We start from the raw sequence: 17,547 nt of genomic DNA on the forward strand, positions 1-17,547 counted from the left end.
TTAACCCGCAATGACGCTTACTGAACTGAAGTACATCGTCGCGGTCGCGCGCGAACGCCATTTCGGCCGGGCGGCCGAGGCCTGCTTTGTCAGCCAGCCGACGCTGTCGGTGGCGATCAAGAAGCTGGAAGACGAGCTGAACGTGCAGATCTTCGAGCGCGGCGCGAGCGAGGTGAGCGTGACGCCGATCGGCGACCAGATCGTCACGCAGGCACAGCGCGTGCTCGAGCAGACGTTCGCGATCAAGGAGATCGCGAAGCAGGGCAAGGACCCGCTCATCGGGCCGTTCCGGCTCGGCGTGATCTATACGATCGGCCCCTATTTGCTGCCGACGCTCGTCAAGCAGATGATCCGCCGGGTGCCGCAGATGCCGCTGATGCTGCAGGAGAACTACACGCTCAAGCTGCTCGAATTGCTGAAGCAGGGCGAGATCGACGCGGCGATCATGGCGCTGCCGTTTCCCGAAACGGGCCTGATGGTGCGGCCGCTGTACGACGAGCCGTTCGTCGTCGCGCTGCCGGCCGGGCACCCGTGGGAGGCGCGCCGCAAGATCGACGCGACCGACCTGAAGCAGGAGACGATGCTGTTGCTGGGCAACGGCCATTGCTTCCGCGATCACGTGCTCGGCGTGTGCCCCGAACTGATGCACTTCTCGCAGACCGCGGACGGGATCCAGAAGACTTTCGAGGGTTCGTCGCTCGAGACGATCCGCCATATGGTCGCGAGCGGCGTCGGGATCACGGTGCTGCCGCGAATGTCGGTCGCCGAAGTGGGGCCGCATGCGAACGGCCCGGATGCCGAACTGCTGTCGTACGTGCCGTTCGAGGACCCGGTGCCGGATCGGCGTGTCGTGCTCGTCTGGCGCAAGAGCTTCACGCGGATGCCGGCGATCGACGCAATCAGCGAGGCGATCACCGCGTGCGAGCTGCCCGGCGTATCGAAGCTCGACATCCCGGCGACGGTGAATTGAAGCGCAGCGCGTGCGACCGGTCGTACGCCGCGCATGAACGGGGCCTTGCGGCTCCGTTTATTTTTACCTATAGAATAGATAAAATTTATTAAATTTTAATTTTCAATAGTTTTATATAGAATCCTCTGCATGGATCGGCGCGGCGCCGCCGGCCGATCCGGACGGTTAGCGCAAGCGTCAAAGGAGGATGTCATGATGCAATCGGCATTGCAGCGCGCGCGGCGGAACATCGCGCCGCGCATGACGGTCGTCAATCGTGCCAGGGCTGCCATCCGGAGCCTGTGTCCGATTGCGTTCGCTTACCTGGCGGACCGCGCATATGGCGGCTGAGCGCCGCCGCATGCCGGCTCGCGTTTCCGAACCATTCGCCGCGTCGTACGCAGGAGGGATCAACCTGTTTTTTGCCCCGCAATGACGCTCCACGAACGGTGTCCGGCTTCGACGCCGGGCCGCGTGGGCGTACCCGAACAAAGGAGAAATCGCATGTCGAATGAAGCGAAGTGCCCGTTCCATCACACCGCGGGCAGCGGCACGTCGAACCAGGACTGGTGGCCCAATCAACTGGACCTGAAGATCCTGCATCAGCACTCGTCCCTGTCCGATCCGATGGACAAGGATTTCGACTACGCGGAAGCGTTCGAGAAGCTGGACCTCGCGGCCGTGAAGAAGGATCTCCATGCGCTGATGACCACGTCGCAGGACTGGTGGCCGGCCGACTTCGGCCACTATGGCGGCTTGTTCATCCGCATGGCGTGGCACAGCGCGGGCACGTACCGCACGGCCGACGGCCGCGGCGGCGCGGGCGAAGGTCAGCAGCGCTTCGCGCCGCTCAACAGTTGGCCCGACAACGCGAACCTCGACAAGGCGCGCCGGCTGCTATGGCCGATCAAGCAGAAGTACGGCCGCAACATTTCGTGGGCCGACCTGCTGATCCTGACCGGCAACGTCGCGCTGGAATCGATGGGCTTCAAGACCTTCGGCTTTGCCGGCGGCCGTGCGGACACGTGGGAGCCCGAGGACGTCTACTGGGGCTCGGAAAAGATCTGGCTGGAGCTGAGCGGCGGCCCGAACAGCCGCTACTCGGGCGACCGCGACCTCGAGAGCCCGCTCGCCGCCGTGCAGATGGGCCTGATCTACGTGAACCCCGAAGGTCCGGACGGCAACCCCGATCCGGTCGCCGCCGCGCGCGACATTCGCGAGACGTTCGCGCGGATGGCGATGAACGACGAAGAAACGGTCGCGCTGATCGCGGGCGGGCACACGTTCGGCAAGACTCACGGCGCGGGCGACGCGTCGCTCGTCGGTCCCGAGCCTGAAGCGGCCGGGCTCGACGAGCAGGGCCTCGGCTGGAAGAGCCGTTTCGGCTCGGGCAAGGGCGCGGATGCGATCACGAGCGGGCTGGAAGTCGTGTGGACGACCACGCCGACGCAGTGGAGCAACGGCTTCTTCGCGAATCTGTTCGGCTACGAATGGGAGCTGACGAAGAGTCCGGCCGGCGCGCACCAATGGGTCGCGAAGGGCGCCGACGCGGTGATTCCCGATCCGTTCGATCCGTCGAAGAAGCGTTTGCCGACGATGCTGACGACCGATCTGTCGCTGCGCTTCGATCCTGCGTACGAGAAGATCTCGCGCCGCTTCTACGAGAACCCCGACCAGTTCGCCGACGCGTTCGCGCGCGCATGGTTCAAGCTGACGCACCGCGACATGGGGCCGCGCGCGCGCTATCTCGGCCCGGAAGTGCCGGCCGAGGAACTGCTGTGGCAGGACCCGATTCCGGCCGTCGACCACAAGCTGATCGACGACGCCGACGTCGCCGCGCTGAAGGGCAAGATTCTCGCGTCGGGGCTGTCCGTGTCGCAACTGGTGTCGACGGCATGGGCGTCGGCGTCGACGTTCCGCAGTTCCGACAAGCGCGGCGGCGCGAACGGCGCGCGCATTCGCCTCGCGCCGCAGAAGGACTGGGAAGCGAACCAGCCCGCGCGGCTCGCGACGGTGCTCGAGACGCTCGAAGGCATCCGCAGCGCGTTCAACGATGCGCAGACGGGCGGCAAGAAGGTGTCGCTCGCCGACCTGATCGTGCTGGCCGGTGCGGCTGGCGTCGAGCAGGCTGCGAAGAACGCGGGCCACGCGGTGACGGTGCCGTTCGCGCCGGGCCGCATGGATGCGTTGCAGGAGCAGACCGACGTCGAAGCGATGGCCGTGCTCGAGCCGGTTGCGGACGGTTTCCGCAACTACCTGAAGGGCAAGTTCACGATTCCGGCCGAGGTGCTGCTGGTCGACAAGGCGCAGTTGCTGACGCTGACCGCGCCGGAGATGACGGTGCTGCTGGGCGGCCTGCGCGTGCTGGGCGCGAACGTCGGGGATGCGAAGCACGGCGTGTTCACCGCGCGTCCGGGAGCGCTGACCAACGACTTCTTCGCGAACCTGCTCGACATGGGCACGGAGTGGAAGCCCGTGTCGGCCGCGAACGACGTGTTCGAAGGGCGCGACCGCGCAACGGGGCAGGTCAAGTGGACGGGCACGCGCGTCGACCTCGTGTTCGGCTCGAACTCGCAGTTGCGCGCGCTGGCCGAGGTCTACGGCAGCGCGGACGCGCAGGAGAAGTTCGTGCGCGACTTCGTCGCGGTCTGGAACAAGGTGATGAACCTCGACCGCTTCGATCTCGCGTGATCGCGGCATCGTGCCGCTGACGCGGCAACGGAACGGGAGACGGCCGGTCGCAGGACCGGCCGTCTCCCTCCGGGCCGCCGATATCGTTTCAAGGAGTGACGGTCATGACGCAAATGGTGCTCGACGTGCGCGTGGCGCTCGCTGCGCCGGCCAGGCGCGCGCGCGCCGTCGCGTTGCGGCGGCTGGTCGGCTTCGCGATCGCGGGCGGCGGCGCGGCCGTGCTGATCGCTCAGGCCGCGCATCACATCGTGGCTGTCGCGGGCGGTTGAGCGCTCATCCGATTCGCGCAAATTGCCCGATCGCGATCTAAGCTAAACTTGTGCGGCCCGAACGCGCATGTCGCAAACGCGCATGTCGCAAACGCGCATGTCGCAAACGCGCATGTCGCATTCGGCATGCGGATTTTTCGATGCATTTTCGCCGGTTCGAACCATCGGACAAGGAGTCTCGAGGATGGCCAAGAAAAGCAACGCAACTCAAATCAACATCGGCATCAGCGACAAGGATCGCAAGAAGATCGCGGAAGGGTTGTCCCGTCTGCTCGCCGACACGTACACGCTGTACCTGAAGACGCACAACTTCCACTGGAACGTGACGGGCCCGATGTTCAACACGCTGCACCTGATGTTCGAGGAGCAGTACAACGAGCTATGGCTCGCCGTCGATCTCGTCGCGGAGCGCATCCGCACGCTCGGCGTCGTCGCGCCGGGCACGTATCGCGAATTCGCGAAGCTGTCGTCGATTCCCGAGGCGGACGGCGTGCCGGCCGCCGAGGACATGATCCGCCAGCTCGTCGAGGGGCACGAGGCCGTCGTGCGCACTGCGCGGACGATCTTCCCGGACGCCGACGCGGCCAGCGACGAGCCGACCGCCGATCTGCTGACGCAGCGGCTGCAGACGCACGAGAAGACCGCGTGGATGCTGCGCTCGCTGCTCGCCTGAGCGGCGCGTGCTCGGGAGGCCGGCGCCGAGCCGGCCCGAATCCCGATTTCGATCCCGATCGACTCGATGAGAGCCTCTCGCGGCCCGGCCGCGGGAGGCTCTTTCGCATGGGCGGCGCGCCGGATTCGGGACCGGCACGCGCGAGAACGCGTCGTGGCCCGACGCTCGCGCGGCGATTGGCGAGCCGCGTCGACGGTTTTAGAATGCAACTCATCGTCTGCAATGCGCGCGGCTCGGCGCCGCACTTCAAGACTTTCCCGATTCCCGCAAGCCATGGCCCGACGTAGAGACATGAGCGCCGACGACTGCCCCGTCGCGCGCGCGGTGGACGCGATCGGCGATCGCTGGTCGCTCCTCATCGTGCGCGACGCGTTTGACGGCGTGCGCCGTTTCACCGTATTCCAGCGCAACCTTGGCATCGCGCGCAACATGCTCGCCGACCGGCTGAAGACGCTCGTCGATTCGGGCGTGCTCGCGGCGGCGCCCGCGTCCGACGGCTCCACGTACCAGGAGTACGTGCTGACCGACAAGGGGCGCGCGCTCTTTCCGGTCGTCGTCGCGCTGCGGCAGTGGGGCGAGTCGCAACTGTTCGCGGCGGGCGAGCGTCATTTGCGCCTCGTCGAGCGGCGCAGCGGCCGGCCGGTGGCCGCGATGGCGCCGCGCACGCATGGCGGCCGCGTGCTGCGGCCGGAGGATGCGGTCGTCGACAAACTCGGTTCGGGCGGCGAGCAGTAGCTTTCGCGCGGGGCTGGATGGGGCGGCGCTGTCGGCGTCGTGGTCGAGGCGCTGGCTGCCGAAACGCCGAAACGCCGAAACGCCGAAACGCCGAAACGCCGAAACGCCGAAACGCCGAAACGCCGAAACGCCGAAACGACGAAGCGACGAAGTGATCCGCCGGCGCGGACGTGTTTGCGCCGCCTGCATTTCGAATGGGGCCGGCGAGCAGCGCGCAAAGGAACGCAAAAAAGGGGCAAAAGCGCAAGGCTTGCATTTTTGCCGCAAATCCCGTGCGGTTCTACAATGCCGGGGTTACGTTTCCGGGCTCCCGCCCGTTCGCCCCGATGCTCGCCCGTTTCCCTCTCTATTTGCGGCTGATCCGGATGGACAAGCCGATCGGCAGCCTGCTGCTGCTCTGGCCGACGCTGAACGCGCTGTGGATCGCGTCCGACGGCCATCCGGCGCCGTCGCTCGTCGTCATTTTCGCGCTCGGCACGCTGCTGATGCGCTCGGCCGGTTGCGCGATCAATGACTACGCGGACCGCGATTTCGACCGCCACGTGAAGCGCACCGCCGACCGGCCGCTCACGTCGGGCAAGATCCGCGCGTGGGAGGCAATCGCGATTGCCGTCGGTCTCGCGCTCGTGTCGTTCCTGCTGATCCTGCCGCTCAATACGCTGACGAAGGAATTATCGGTCGTCGCGGTGTTCGTCGCGGCGACCTATCCGTTCATGAAGCGCTTCTTCGCGATTCCGCAGGCGTACCTTGGCATCGCGTTCGGCTTTGGGATCCCGATGGCGTTCGCGGCCGTGCAGGATACGGTGCCGACGATCGCATGGATGATGCTGGTGGCGAACGTCTGCTGGTCGGTCGCGTACGACACCGCGTACGCGATGGTCGATCGCGACGACGACCTGAAGATCGGCATGCGCACGTCGGCGATCACGTTCGGTCGCCACGACGTGCTCGCGATCATGCTCTGCTACGCGGCGATGCTCGGCATCTACGTGTGGGTCGGCGCGACGCTGCATTTCGGCTGGCCGTACTGGGCGGGCTGGGTGGCCGCGGTCGGCTGCTCGATCTATCACTACACGCTGATCAAGGACCGCGAGCGGATGGCGTGCTTCGCCGCGTTCAAGCACAACAATTGGCTTGGCGGCGCGCTGTTCGCGGGGATCGTCGCGCACTACGCGCTGACTGTGCTGTAGGCTCGCGTCGGCGGGCGCTTGCCCGTGCGGCACGGGTCCGAAAGCGGCTCTGTTGGGCCGCTTTCTTTTTTGGATGCGCCCGGCAAGGGGAAGTGTTAGCCGAACGGCAAGGGTGTCGAGGGTGATTGCGAATCTGAAGGAAGCTGTCGATCAGTTCGCCATCCTGTTCGGCGAGCAGTTCACTGCCGCCGTCAACTGAGATTTTTAACCGGCCTCAGCACACGCAATTCCTGACACCTCCCATCCGCATCCGAGACCGAGACCAGGCTCGAGTCCAATGCCGCATCTGCGTCTTCGCGATCCATGAGAATCGCTTTAACGGCATACGCGCGGCCTCAAGGATCGGCGATGACCTCGCCCGGCATCCGCATCGCCCGGTCCCCTTCGTTCGAGCGAATCCATCGGCGCATGGCGCAATATCCGCTTCAGTTTCGCGTGCGTTCCGCGATCGATCGAACCGGGTAGGGCACCGGCACCCCGGCAACATGCGGCCTGACGTTCTCGAGCGCCATCCTCGCGACCGCATGCTGGGGTTCTTGCGTCTCCGCCGCAACGTGCGGCGTGAGGGTGACGTTCGGCAGGCGCCGCAAGCCTTCGGCGACGTTCGGCTCGTCGGCGAATACGTCGAGCCCGGCCCAGCCGAGTCTTTGTTCGGACAGCGCGCCGATCAGCGCGGCTTCGTCGACGAGCGAGCCGCGGGCGATGTTGACGGTGGCCCCGGCCGGCCCGATCACATCGATGACGTCACGGACGACGAGGCCGCGGTTGCGCTCGTCCGCCCGACACGCGACGACGAGATGATCGGCCCATTGCGCGAGGTCGAGCGTGGTGGAAAAGAACGGGAGCGCCGACTCGGGCTTCGCCCGCAATGCGGTGTAGCCGACTTGCGCTTCCATCGCGACGAGTCGCGATGATATCCGTCGTCCGATCGCACCGAAACCGACGACGCCGACGCATGCGCCGGCAAGGCCGCGTCCGCCGGCGAACGGGATCGGGCGCGCGACTCCCCAGTTCCCGCCGGCGACGAATCGATGCAGATCGGGAAGCTGTCGCACGCATGCCAACAGCAGGCAGATCGCGAATTTCGCGACTGCCGGCGCATTGGCGTCAGGGCAGTGGGCGACGACAATGCCGCGATCGCGCGCGGCGGCGAGATCGACACGTCCGAATCCCGAGCCGCAGCAGCAGATCAAAGACAGGTTCGGCAGCCGCGTCGTCGCGTCCCGGGTGGCGCCGATCCGGCCGACGGTCAGCAGGACCTTCGCATGCCCGGCGCCGCGGAGGGTTGCATGCGGGCCCGAGAGATCGACCGGGCCCGGGAACTCGCGTCGAATGACATCGAGCGTGGCGTCGGGCGTGCGGTGCGTCGCCAGGATGCCAGGAGATTGATCGGCTTTCATCGTGCGCGCAATCTCAAGCGCTAATGCAAATCGCACCGGTCGCGATCACGATGCAGGATACAAATCGCTTCGCGGTAACCTGTTCGTTCAGGAAGATCCGGCCGATCAGCACGGCGAACACGACGCTCGTTTCCCGGATCGCGGACACCGCGCCCATCGCGCCGAATTGCATCGCCCACACGACGATGCCGTACGCGACGATCGACACGATCCCGCCGGCGACCGACGAGCCGATGTCGATCCTGGGCGCCCTCAGCGCGCTCCAGCCCCGGTTCATCACGAACACGACGGGCATCAACGCATAGAACACGAAAGTCAACGCGACATATGAGGTCGAATCGCCGGACAGGCGCACGCCGATGCCGTCAATGACGGTGTATAGCGCGATCGTGACGCCCGTCAGCAGCGCCGCTGCGGCGTTCGCGTACGACACCTTGCTGCGCTGCCACGCGAGACTGATGATCCCGACCGAAACCAGTGCGATGCCGATCACGTGAAGCGTGCCGAGACGCTCGCCGGCGAAGAGCGCCGCGCCGAGCGTGACGAGGAGCGGGGACGAACCGCGGGCGATCGGATAAGCCTCGCCGAGATCGCCGTGCCGATACGCATAGACGAGGCTCAGGTTGTAGCCGATGTGGACGAACCCCGAAGCGACGATGTACGGCCAGGACGGAGCGGCGGGAGCGGGCAGGAACGCGACGAAGACGATCGCGACGGCGGCGATTCCGATGCTCATCCACGTCATCGACAGGAAGCGATCCCGGTTGCTGTGCAGAATCGCATTCCATGACGCGTGCAGCACTGCTGCCAGCAACACCAATCCACCGACATAGCTGATCATTTCGCCGATCCGATATTGGGGCAACGAGAGGGATCGCCTCACTCTAATTGATGATTGTCTGCTCAGTCAAATGGCCTGCCGATATAGGGCTTTCGGCGGAAATCGGCCGATCGTCGAAATTCATTTACACCACACCGGAGGCCATCGCTTTCAATACGGCGAGATGCCTCGATTGAACATCGAATTTCGCCATCAATTTCTTCATGTGATAAAGCACGCCGTTCTCCGATATACCGGGTATCATTGCGATTTCCCAGCTCGATTTTCCGGCGGCGATCCATTTCAGACATTCGAATTTGCGATGGGTCAATGGCGCGGCCGGCTCATGGTCCGGCCGGTTCGAAATGCGCTCCATGTCTTCGCGAACGAAAGCAGCGGCGAGCGCTCTTTGCGCGAAGGTCGTCGGCGCATGTTTCGCGGACAGGCTCGTCGTTCCGCCGGCCGAGCGCGACGCGAGACTCAATATGCCGGCCTCGCCATGCCTCGAATGCACCGGAAAATTCGCGCCCGCGACGAGCCCGTGACCGAGAGCGTCTTCCATGAAGTTCCGCTGTTCGCGGGAGTGGCGGATGCCGTCGTGCCACCGCAGCGGAATCAGGCAGTGCCCGCAGTGCTGCACGATCGAATCGGCTCGGATGTATTCGGATGACTTGTACTTTTCTTGCCAGGCCGTCGGGTAATTCGAGATCGTCTTGACCGGACTTTCCTGTCTGTCGATGTCGGAATACGTTCCGTAAAAGAAGTAATCGAAGCCGAGTTTTGCCGTGATTCTGGACAGGATGTCATGGGTGTCGCGTTCCGTTCTCGCGGACGATGTTTGATAGAGGATATTTAGTGTTTGATTGTGATCCGTAACGCCTTCCGTGAATATTCTGGCTGACAATTTATTGGAAAAAATTCAATTTAAAATGAATTGCTTGCAGGTGGATTGTGTTTATTGATGAAGATATTTGTCGAATATTGTCGACAATTCATATTTTAATTCTGCCGAAAACCCGAATAACCCCGGGCCGATTTCCGCGAAATCGATGCGCGATATCGACTGTGAGCGTGCGCGACGCGTGGCGGAACCGGCTGTACGCGGTTGCGCTGCGGCAGCCGTCGACGCGCGCGTGCAGGATGGGCAATTGCGGGGCAATCGCGTCGAGACAGTATGCGGATTCCGGATGCGTCGCGATGCGCGGTGAGCTACCGGCGCTGTAAGCAGCGTGACATCGCGAGGCAGCGCGTCATGTCATGTAGCGCGGCGGCGTGCGGCGTGACGACGGATCGGCGTCCGAGATCGACTGCAGGATCAGCACGGCCGCACGATGCTCGGTGCCGCGAGGCGTATGGCGTTGCCGGCGCGTCAGGAGCAAAGCGGAAAGTGGAGACACCGAGGAGGAAGCGTCGAGCGCTTATCGCAAGCGTTACGCGAGCGGGAACCGGTGCGCCCGTTATCGAACCGAGGGCTTGCCGTCCGAAAAAGGCGGGGACATCGCCCGCCGGTCGAGCTCGGACGGAGTAGATCGCGCCCGAGCTCGACGAACCACCGATTACGCCGCGCCGAGCTCGTCGCCCATTTCCTTCGCGCGCGCCTGCGCGGCGAGCACGCCGCGCACGATCGCTTCCTTCACGCCCTGTGCGTCGAACGACGCGAGCGCAGCCGCCGTCGTGCCGCCCTTCGACGTCACGCGCTCGCGCAGCACGCTCGCTGGCTCGCCCGACCGCACCGCGAGCTGCGCGGCGCCCGCGAACGTCGCGACCGCGAGCGCGCGGCCTTGCTCGTCGTTCATCCCGAGCTGGCGCGCCGCTTCCTGCAGCGCCTCGATGAAATAGAACACGTATGCGGGGCCGCTGCCCGAGATCGCGGTGACGGCGTCGAGCTGCGATTCGTCGTCGAACCAGACGGCCTCGCCGACCGCGCCAAGCACCTTCGACGCGAGATCGCGGCCCGCCGCGTCGACGTCCGGCAGCGCCGAGAGGCCGGTCACGCCGAGGCCGACGAGCGCCGGCGTGTTCGGCATCGTGCGCACGACGCGCGGGTAGCCGCCGAGCCAGCGCGACAGGTCGGCGCCGCGAATCCCGGCCGCGATGCTGACGACGAGCTGCGTCGACAGATGCGGCGCGAGCGCGGCCGCGACGTCCTTCAGCACCTGCGGCTTCACGGCGAGCACGATCGCGTCGTAGCCGGCGAGCGCGCTGTCGATCGCGGCGGCCGTGCGCACGCCGAACTGCGCTTCCGCACGCTTGCGCGCATCTTCGTTGACGTCGACGGCGAGCAGGCTGCCTGCCGGAACGCCGCGCTTGACGAGTCCGCCGATCAACGCGGCTGCCATGTTGCCGCCGCCGATGAATGCGATTTTCATGATGAGGTCGTTTGGAGAAGTGACGGTTCAGTGGGAATAGTCGCGCGCGCCGAAGATCGCGGCGCCGATCCGGACGATCGTCGCGCCTTCGGCGACGGCGGCCTCGAGATCGTCCGACATGCCCATCGACAGCGTGTCGAGCGCGAGCCCGTCGGCGCGCAGTCGTTCGAGGAGCGCATGCAGCGCGCGATGCGGCGCGCGCTTCGCATCGGGGTCGTGCGCCGGCTCGGGAATCGTCATCAATCCGCGCAGCCGCAGCGCGGGCAGCGCGGCGACCGCGCGTGCGAGCTCGGCGGCGTCCGCGGGCGCGGCGCCGCTCTTCGACGCCTCGCCGCTGATGTTCACCTGCACGCAGACATCGAGAGGCGGCAGGTGCGCGGGCCGCTGCTCGGACAAGCGCTGCGCGATCTTCAGCCGGTCGATCGTGTGCACCCAGTCGAAGCGCTCGGCGACGGCCCGCGTCTTGTTCGACTGCAGCGGACCGATGAAATGCCATTCGAGCTCGGTGCGCAGATCGGCGAGCGAATCGATCTTGTCGATCGCCTCCTGCACATAGTTCTCGCCGAACGCGCGCTGGCCGGCCGCATGCGCGGCGCGCACCGCGTCGGCGGGAAACGTCTTCGACACCGCGAGCAGCGTGACTGCGCGCGGCTCGCGTCCGGCCGCGCGCGCGGCGTCTTCGATGCGGTGATGAACGGAGGCGAGGCGGGCGGCGAGATCGGACATGTCGGGACGGACGAAACGTGGGGCGTGCGCCGGGCGGCGTGCCGCTGCGCGCGACGGATGCGGAGATTATACGGACAACCGGCGCGCGCGAAGCGGCGCGCGGCGCATCGGCCGCGCCGAGTCAACCGTACAGCAGGTTTTCGACGAGCTGCACCCAGTGCACGACGGGCACTTGCGTGCCGCTTTGCAGATGCGCGATGCAGCCGATGTTCGCCGAGACGATCATCTGCGGCTCGGTCGCCTGCAGCTTCGCGAGCTTCTGCTTGCGCAGCTTGTACGCGAGCGACGGCTGCGTGAGCGAGTAGGTGCCCGCCGAGCCGCAGCACAGATGGCTGTCGGCAGGCAGGCGCACTTCGATGCCGAGCGCTTCCAGCAGCCGCTCGACCTTGCCGCGCAACTGCTGGCCGTGCTGCAGCGTGCACGGCGGATGATAGGCGACCGTATGGATCCCGCGCCGGCGCGTGAGCGCGATCAGCTCGGCCTCGAAGCCGCCGAGCAGCTCGGACAGATCCTTCGTCAGCGCAACGATGCGGCGCGCCTTGTCCGCGTAAGCCGGGTCGCCGCGCAGCAGGTGCGCGTATTCCAGCACCGTCGCGCCGCAGCCGGACGCGTTCATCACGATCGCCTCGACGCCGCGCTCGACGTGCGGCCACCATGCGTCGATGTTGCGGCGCGCGTCGTCGAGCGCTTCGTCGTGATAGCCGAGGTGCAGCCGGATCGCGCCGCAGCAGCCGGCTTCGGGCGCGACCACCGTTTCGATGCCGAGCGCGTCGAGCACGCGCGCGGTCGCGATGTTGATGTTCGGCATCATCGACGGCTGCACGCAGCCTGCGAGCATCAGCACGCGGCGCTCGCGCTGCGCGGTCGGCCACGCAAGGAGGCGTGCGCGCGGCGGCACCTTGTCGCGCAGCCGCTTCGGCAGCAGCGGCCGCACGTGCTGGCCGAGCCGCATCACGGGCGCGAACACGGCGGCGTTCGGCACGAAGCTCGCGAGCAGGCGCCGCGTGAGCCGCTGCGACAGCGGCCGCGACACTTTCGTCTCGACGACCTTGCGGCCGATGTCGACGAGCCGGCCGTACTCGACGCCGGACGGGCAGGTCGTCTCGCAGCTTCGGCACGTGAGGCAGCGATCGAGATGTTGCTGCGTGCTGCGCGTGACGTCCGCGCCTTCGAGCATCTGCTTGATCAGATAGATGCGTCCGCGCGGGCCGTCGAGCTCGTCGCCGAGCAGTTGATAGGTCGGGCAGGTCGCGGTGCAGAAGCCGCAGTGCACGCACTTGCGCAAGATCGCGTCGGCGTCGTCGCCGTCGGGCGTATTGCGGATGAAATCGGCGAGGTTCGTCTGCATCGCACTTTAGAGATCGGGGTAGAGCCGGCCGCGGTTGAAGATGCGCGCCGGATCGAACGCGGTCTTCAGGCCGCGGTGGATTTTCATCAGCGGCGCGGGCAGCGGCGTGAACACGCCCGCGCTGCGGTCGTAGCTTCCGCTCGCGCGAAAGAGCGTCGCGTGGCCGCCCGCCTGCTTCGCGCTCATCCGCACCGTCTGCGCGTCGGCGTCCGTGATCCACCAGCGCTGTGCGCCGCCCCATTCCATCATCTGCGTGCCGGGCAGTTGCATCGGCTCAGTGATCGACGGCAGCGACAGGCGCCACAGCGCGTGGCCCGGCGCGAGCGACGAGAAGAACGGATCGCTCTGCTCGCGCACGCCGTCCCAGAAGCGCTCGGCCTCGACCGCGTCGACGACTTCGCCGCCGAGCACGGTTTTCGCGCTCTTCACGGCCGCCTCCGCGCCGGACAGGCGCAGCACGAGCGTGCCGTATCGCCACGCGCTCGCCGACAGCGGAAACGGGCGGCCCGCCCATTCGTTGAGCTTGCGGACTGCGTCGGTTGCGCTCATGTCGAATTTCAGCGTGACTTCGGCGGCGGGGACGGGCAGCACCTTGATCGACAGATCGAGCATCAACCCGAGCGTGCCGAGCGAGCCCGCCATCAGGCGCGACACGTCGTAGCCCGCGACGTTCTTCACGACCTGTCCGCCGAAGCGCAGGACATCGCCGCGCCCGTTCAGCAGCGTCACGCCGAGCACGAAATCGCGCGGCGCGCCCGTCGTCGCGCGGCGCGGGCCGGCGAGGCCCGCCGCGACCGCGCCGCCGATCGTCGCGCCGCGCCCGAAGTGCGGCGGCTCGAACGGCAGCATCTGGCCGCGCTCGGCGAGCGTTTCCTCGAGCTCGGCGAGCGGCGTGCCCCCGCGCGCGGTGACGACGAGCTCCGCCGGGTCATACGACATGATGCCCTGATGCGCGCGCGTGTCGAGAATTTCCCCGTCGAGCGCCTGGCCGTACCAGTCCTTCGTGCCGCCGCCGCGTATGCGCAGCGCGCGGCCGCTCGCCGCGGCGTCGCGGATGCGAGCCGCCCAGCCTGCGACGATGTCGTCCTCTTCCATGGCGTTCTGTGTCGTTGTTCGTTTCGGTCGATTTTACCGGGGTGGCGAAATCGCGCATTCGGGCGAACCCCTTAGAGCGCGTTCACGCTAAAAACGGGCTCGCGAACACGCCTTGCCGGCCGCATGGCGGCAGCAAGGCATGTGCGCCCAATCAGGCCCTGGACCGCGCGCAGCGTCAGAAGCGCGGCAGGTCCGGATGCGGCAGCAGCCCGCCGCGCACGTGCATCCGGCCGTATTCGGCGCAGCGCGCGCGGGTCGGAATCCCCTTGTCCGGATTCAGCAGCTCGGGCGGATCGAACGCGCGCTTGACCGCGAAGAACGCGTCGCATTCCTCGCGCGAGAACTGCACGCACATCGAATTCAGCTTCTCGACGCCGACGCCGTGCTCGCCCGTCACCGTGCCGCCGAATTCGACGCAGCTCTCGAGGATGTCCGCGCCGAACGCTTCCGCGCGGTGCAGCTCGTCGGGATCGTTCGCGTTGAACAGGATGAGCGGATGCATGTTGCCGTCGCCCGCATGGAACACGTTGATGCAGCGCAGCCTGTATTTCGTCTCCATCTGCTCGATGCGCGCGAGGAGCGGCCCGATCGCGCGGCGCGGCACCGTGCCGTCCATGCAGTAATAGTCGGGCGAAATGCGGCCCGCGGCCGGGAACGCGTTCTTGCGGCCCGACCAGAAGCGCAGCCGCTCCGCCTCGCTGCGCGATATCTGGAGGCGCGTCGCGCCGTGCTCGCGCAGCACCGCGGTCATCCGCACGATCTCCTCGGCGACTTCTTCCGGCGTGCCGTCTGATTCGCACAGGAGGATCGCGGCCGCGTCGAGGTCGTAGCCCGCGTGCGTGAACGCCTCGACCGCCTGCGTCGCCGGCTTGTCCATCATCTCGAGGCCCGCGGGGATGATGCCCGACGCGATGATCGCAGCGACCGCCTCGCCGCCCTTGACGACGTCGTCGAAGCTCGCCATCACGAGTTGCGCGGCCTGCGGCTTCGGGATCAGCCTGACCGTGACCTCGGTGACGATGACGAACATCCCTTCGCTGCCGATCGTGACGGCGAGCAGGTCGAGGCCGGGCGTGTCGGGCGCGAGCGAGCCGAACTCGACGATCTCGCCGTCGCTCGTCACGCCGCGCACGCGCAGCACGTTGTGGCACGTGAGCCCGTACTTCAGGCAATGGACGCCGCCCGAGTTTTCGGCGACGTTGCCGCCGATCGTGCATGCGATCTGCGACGACGGATCGGGTGCGTAGTAGAGCCCGTATGGTGCGGCGGCTTCGGAAATCGCTAGATTGCGCACGCCCGGCTGGATCGTCGCCGTGCGCGCGTACGAATCGATTTCGACGATCCGCGTGAAGCGTGCGAGCGACAGCACGACGCCGTGCCCGATCGGCAGCGCGCCGCCCGACAGGCTCGTGCCCGCGCCGCGCGGGACGATCGGCACGTTCATCCGCCGGCAGATCTGCGCGATCCGCTGCACCTGCGATTCGGTCTCCGGCAGCACGACGGCGAGCGGCAGCCGGCGGTATGCGGAAAGCGCGTCGCACTCGTACGCGGCCGTGTCCTCGTCGCGGTACAGCAGGCAGTGGGTCGGCAGCACGGCCATCAGCGCCTGCACGACTTCGCGCTGGCGCTGCGCGCGCAGATCGGCCGACAGTTCGGCGGGGGCGTTCATGTCTCCTCCTGGTCCGCGACGGACGGCGCGAGGTCGTTCGCCGGTCTCGTCGCTGGCTTCGTTTTCGTCATGCGTCGATCGTGAAGATCTTGCCGGGATTCATCAGATTGTTCGGATCAAGCGCGAGCTTGATCGCGCGCATCGCGTCGACCGCGTTCTCGCCGTGCTCGGCCGCGAGAAAGCGCATCTTGTGCAGCCCGATGCCGTGCTCGCCCGTGCAGGTGCCCCCCATCCGCAGCGCGCGCTCGACGATCCGGTCGTTGAGCGCTTCGGCTTCGGCGAGTTCTTCGGGCTTCGAAGGATCGATCAGGATCGCAACGTGGAAGTTGCCGTCGCCGACGTGGCCGACGATCGGGCACGGCAGCGACGATGCGTTCAGATCGACCTCGGTTTCCTCGACGCACGCGGCGAGCTGCGAGATCGGCACGCAGACGTCGGTCGTCACCGCGCGGCAGCCGGGCTTCAATTGCAGCATCGAGAAATAGGCGTGATGGCGCGCGGACCAGAGACGCGTGCGATCTTCGGGACGCGTCGCCCATTCGAAGTCCTGGCCGCCGTTCTGCGCGGCGAGCGCCTCGACTTGCTGGGCCTGCTCGCGCACGCCGGATTCCGTGCCGTGGAATTCGAAGAAGAGCGTCGGCGCCTCGGCGAGCCCGAGATGCGCGTTGCGATTGATCGCGCGCACGGCGAGCGCGTCGACGAATTCGACGCGCGCGATCGGCACGCCGATCTGGATCGTCTCGATCACGGTGCGCGCGGCGGCGCTCATCGACTCGAATGCGCACACGGCGGCCGATACCGCCTCGGGTTGCGGATGCAATCGCAGCGTGATTTCGGTGATCACGCCGAGCGTGCCTTCCGAGCCGACGAAAAGCCGCGTGAGATCATAGCCCGCCGCCGACTTGCGCGCGCGCGTGCCGGTCTTCACGATGCGGCCGTCCGCGAGCACGACGGTGAGGCCGAGCACGTTCTCGCGCATCGTGCCGTAGCGCACCGCGTTCGTGCCCGATGCGCGCGTCGCGGTCATTCCGCCGATGCTCGCGTCTGCGCCCGGGTCGATCGGAAAGAAGAGACCGGTGTCGCGCAGCGCGTCGTTGAGCGTGCGGCGCGTGACGCCGGGCTCGACGGTCGCGGTCAGATCGTCGGCGTCGATCGACAGCACGCGGTTCATCTCCGACAGATCGAGCGACACGCCGCCGCGCACGGCGAGCAGATGGCCTTCGAGCGACGAGCCGACGCCGTACGGGATCAGCGGCACGTCGTGCCGCGCGCAGAGGAGGACGGCGTCGCGCACGTCGTCGGCCGCGTGCGCGAACACGACGGCGTCCGGCAGTTGCGGATCGAAAGGAGACTCGTCGCGGCCGTGATGGGCGCGCACGGCTTCCGCAGTCGACATGCGCGAGGCGAACCGGGCGGCGAGCGCGTCGACGAACGCTGCGGGAAGCGGGCGATGCGGCGGGGCGGGGTGGTTCACGCGAGTCTCCTGGGGGGCGGACTTTACTTTATGGCAGGCGCCGCGGCGAGGCGGCCAGATCATTTTACGCTCGAAAGCATGCGCGCCGCCGCCAAGGCGGCTGCGATAATGACGATTTCACCGACGCGGCGCGCGCCGC

16 protein-coding genes are annotated in these 17,547 nt (G+C 66.8%); 7 read left to right on the plus strand and 9 right to left on the minus strand.

The annotated features are described in order from the left end of the window. Nucleotides 1–10 precede the first annotated feature (10 nt). The 7 genes from WS70_RS03810 to ubiA all read left to right on the plus strand — a co-directional run bounded on the left by WS70_RS03810 (nt 11) and on the right by ubiA (nt 6,507). A complete protein-coding gene (locus WS70_RS03810; protein WP_059470811.1) occupies nt 11–970 on the plus strand; it encodes a hydrogen peroxide-inducible genes activator in 960 nt (319 codons plus the stop codon). Nucleotides 971–1,162: 192 nt separating this feature from the next. Then, nucleotides 1,163–1,300, plus strand: coding sequence for a hypothetical protein (locus WS70_RS32285; RefSeq protein WP_197419239.1), 138 nt, complete (start codon nt 1,163–1,165; stop codon nt 1,298–1,300). A gap of 153 nt (nt 1,301–1,453) precedes the next feature. After that, on the plus strand, nt 1,454–3,640 hold the full coding sequence (gene katG, locus WS70_RS03820; protein WP_059596359.1) for a catalase/peroxidase HPI: 2,187 nt from the start codon (nt 1,454–1,456) through the stop codon (nt 3,638–3,640). A gap of 104 nt (nt 3,641–3,744) precedes the next feature. Continuing rightward, nucleotides 3,745–3,909, plus strand: a complete 165-nt coding sequence (locus WS70_RS32290; RefSeq protein ID WP_082716107.1) for a hypothetical protein — start codon at nt 3,745–3,747, stop codon at nt 3,907–3,909. Between the two features lie 184 nt (nt 3,910–4,093). Further along, on the plus strand, nt 4,094–4,582 hold the full coding sequence (gene dpsA, locus WS70_RS03825; protein ID WP_059470900.1) for a non-specific DNA-binding protein DpsA: 489 nt from the start codon (nt 4,094–4,096) through the stop codon (nt 4,580–4,582). A gap of 273 nt (nt 4,583–4,855) precedes the next feature. Further along, nucleotides 4,856–5,317 carry a winged helix-turn-helix transcriptional regulator gene (locus WS70_RS03830; protein WP_059470814.1) on the plus strand — a complete coding sequence of 154 codons (462 nt, stop codon included), beginning with the start codon at nt 4,856–4,858 and terminating at the stop codon, nt 5,315–5,317. Nucleotides 5,318–5,643: 326 nt separating this feature from the next. After that, nucleotides 5,644–6,507 (plus strand): 4-hydroxybenzoate octaprenyltransferase, encoded by an 864-nt coding sequence (gene ubiA, locus WS70_RS03840; protein WP_059470815.1) that lies wholly within the window; start codon nt 5,644–5,646, stop codon nt 6,505–6,507. A 425-nt stretch (nt 6,508–6,932) separates the two neighbouring features. On the opposite strand, the gene WS70_RS03845 is transcribed toward ubiA, so the two are convergent. The 9 genes from WS70_RS03845 to WS70_RS03885 all read right to left on the minus strand — a co-directional run bounded on the left by WS70_RS03845 (nt 6,933) and on the right by WS70_RS03885 (nt 17,408). Beyond that, nucleotides 6,933–7,907, minus strand: a complete 975-nt coding sequence (locus WS70_RS03845) for an NAD(P)-dependent oxidoreductase (protein WP_059596360.1) — start codon at nt 7,905–7,907, stop codon at nt 6,933–6,935. 13 nt (nt 7,908–7,920) lie between these two features. Further along, nucleotides 7,921–8,748, minus strand: coding sequence for a DMT family transporter (locus tag WS70_RS03850; protein WP_059470901.1), 828 nt, complete (start codon nt 8,746–8,748; stop codon nt 7,921–7,923). A 124-nt stretch (nt 8,749–8,872) separates the two neighbouring features. After that, on the minus strand, nt 8,873–9,631 hold the full coding sequence (locus tag WS70_RS03855) for a helix-turn-helix transcriptional regulator (RefSeq protein ID WP_226382806.1): 759 nt from the start codon (nt 9,629–9,631) through the stop codon (nt 8,873–8,875). 652 nt (nt 9,632–10,283) lie between these two features. Next, the gene (gene proC, locus WS70_RS03860; protein ID WP_059470817.1) at nt 10,284–11,096 is read right to left on the minus strand and encodes a pyrroline-5-carboxylate reductase; all 813 of its coding nucleotides are present in this window, start codon (nt 11,094–11,096) and stop codon (nt 10,284–10,286) included. Between the two features lie 27 nt (nt 11,097–11,123). Next, the gene (locus tag WS70_RS03865; protein WP_059596361.1) at nt 11,124–11,822 is read right to left on the minus strand and encodes a YggS family pyridoxal phosphate-dependent enzyme; all 699 of its coding nucleotides are present in this window, start codon (nt 11,820–11,822) and stop codon (nt 11,124–11,126) included. A 121-nt stretch (nt 11,823–11,943) separates the two neighbouring features. Further along, entirely contained in the window at nt 11,944–13,170 is a 1,227-nt protein-coding gene (gene glcF / locus WS70_RS03870) for a glycolate oxidase subunit GlcF (protein ID WP_059470819.1), read from the minus strand. A gap of 6 nt (nt 13,171–13,176) precedes the next feature. Then, a complete protein-coding gene (gene glcE / locus WS70_RS03875) occupies nt 13,177–14,265 on the minus strand; it encodes a glycolate oxidase subunit GlcE (RefSeq protein WP_059470820.1) in 1,089 nt (362 codons plus the stop codon). A 175-nt stretch (nt 14,266–14,440) separates the two neighbouring features. Further along, nucleotides 14,441–15,934: an FAD-linked oxidase C-terminal domain-containing protein gene (locus tag WS70_RS03880; protein ID WP_059470821.1), complete on the minus strand. Its 1,494-nt coding sequence runs from the start codon at nt 15,932–15,934 to the stop codon at nt 14,441–14,443. Between the two features lie 67 nt (nt 15,935–16,001). Further along, nucleotides 16,002–17,408, minus strand: coding sequence for an FAD-binding oxidoreductase (locus tag WS70_RS03885; RefSeq protein ID WP_059470822.1), 1,407 nt, complete (start codon nt 17,406–17,408; stop codon nt 16,002–16,004). Between the last annotated feature and the right edge of the window lie 139 nt (nt 17,409–17,547).

The organism is Burkholderia mayonis (genome assembly GCF_001523745.2).
Lineage (GTDB): Bacteria > Pseudomonadota > Gammaproteobacteria > Burkholderiales > Burkholderiaceae > Burkholderia > Burkholderia mayonis.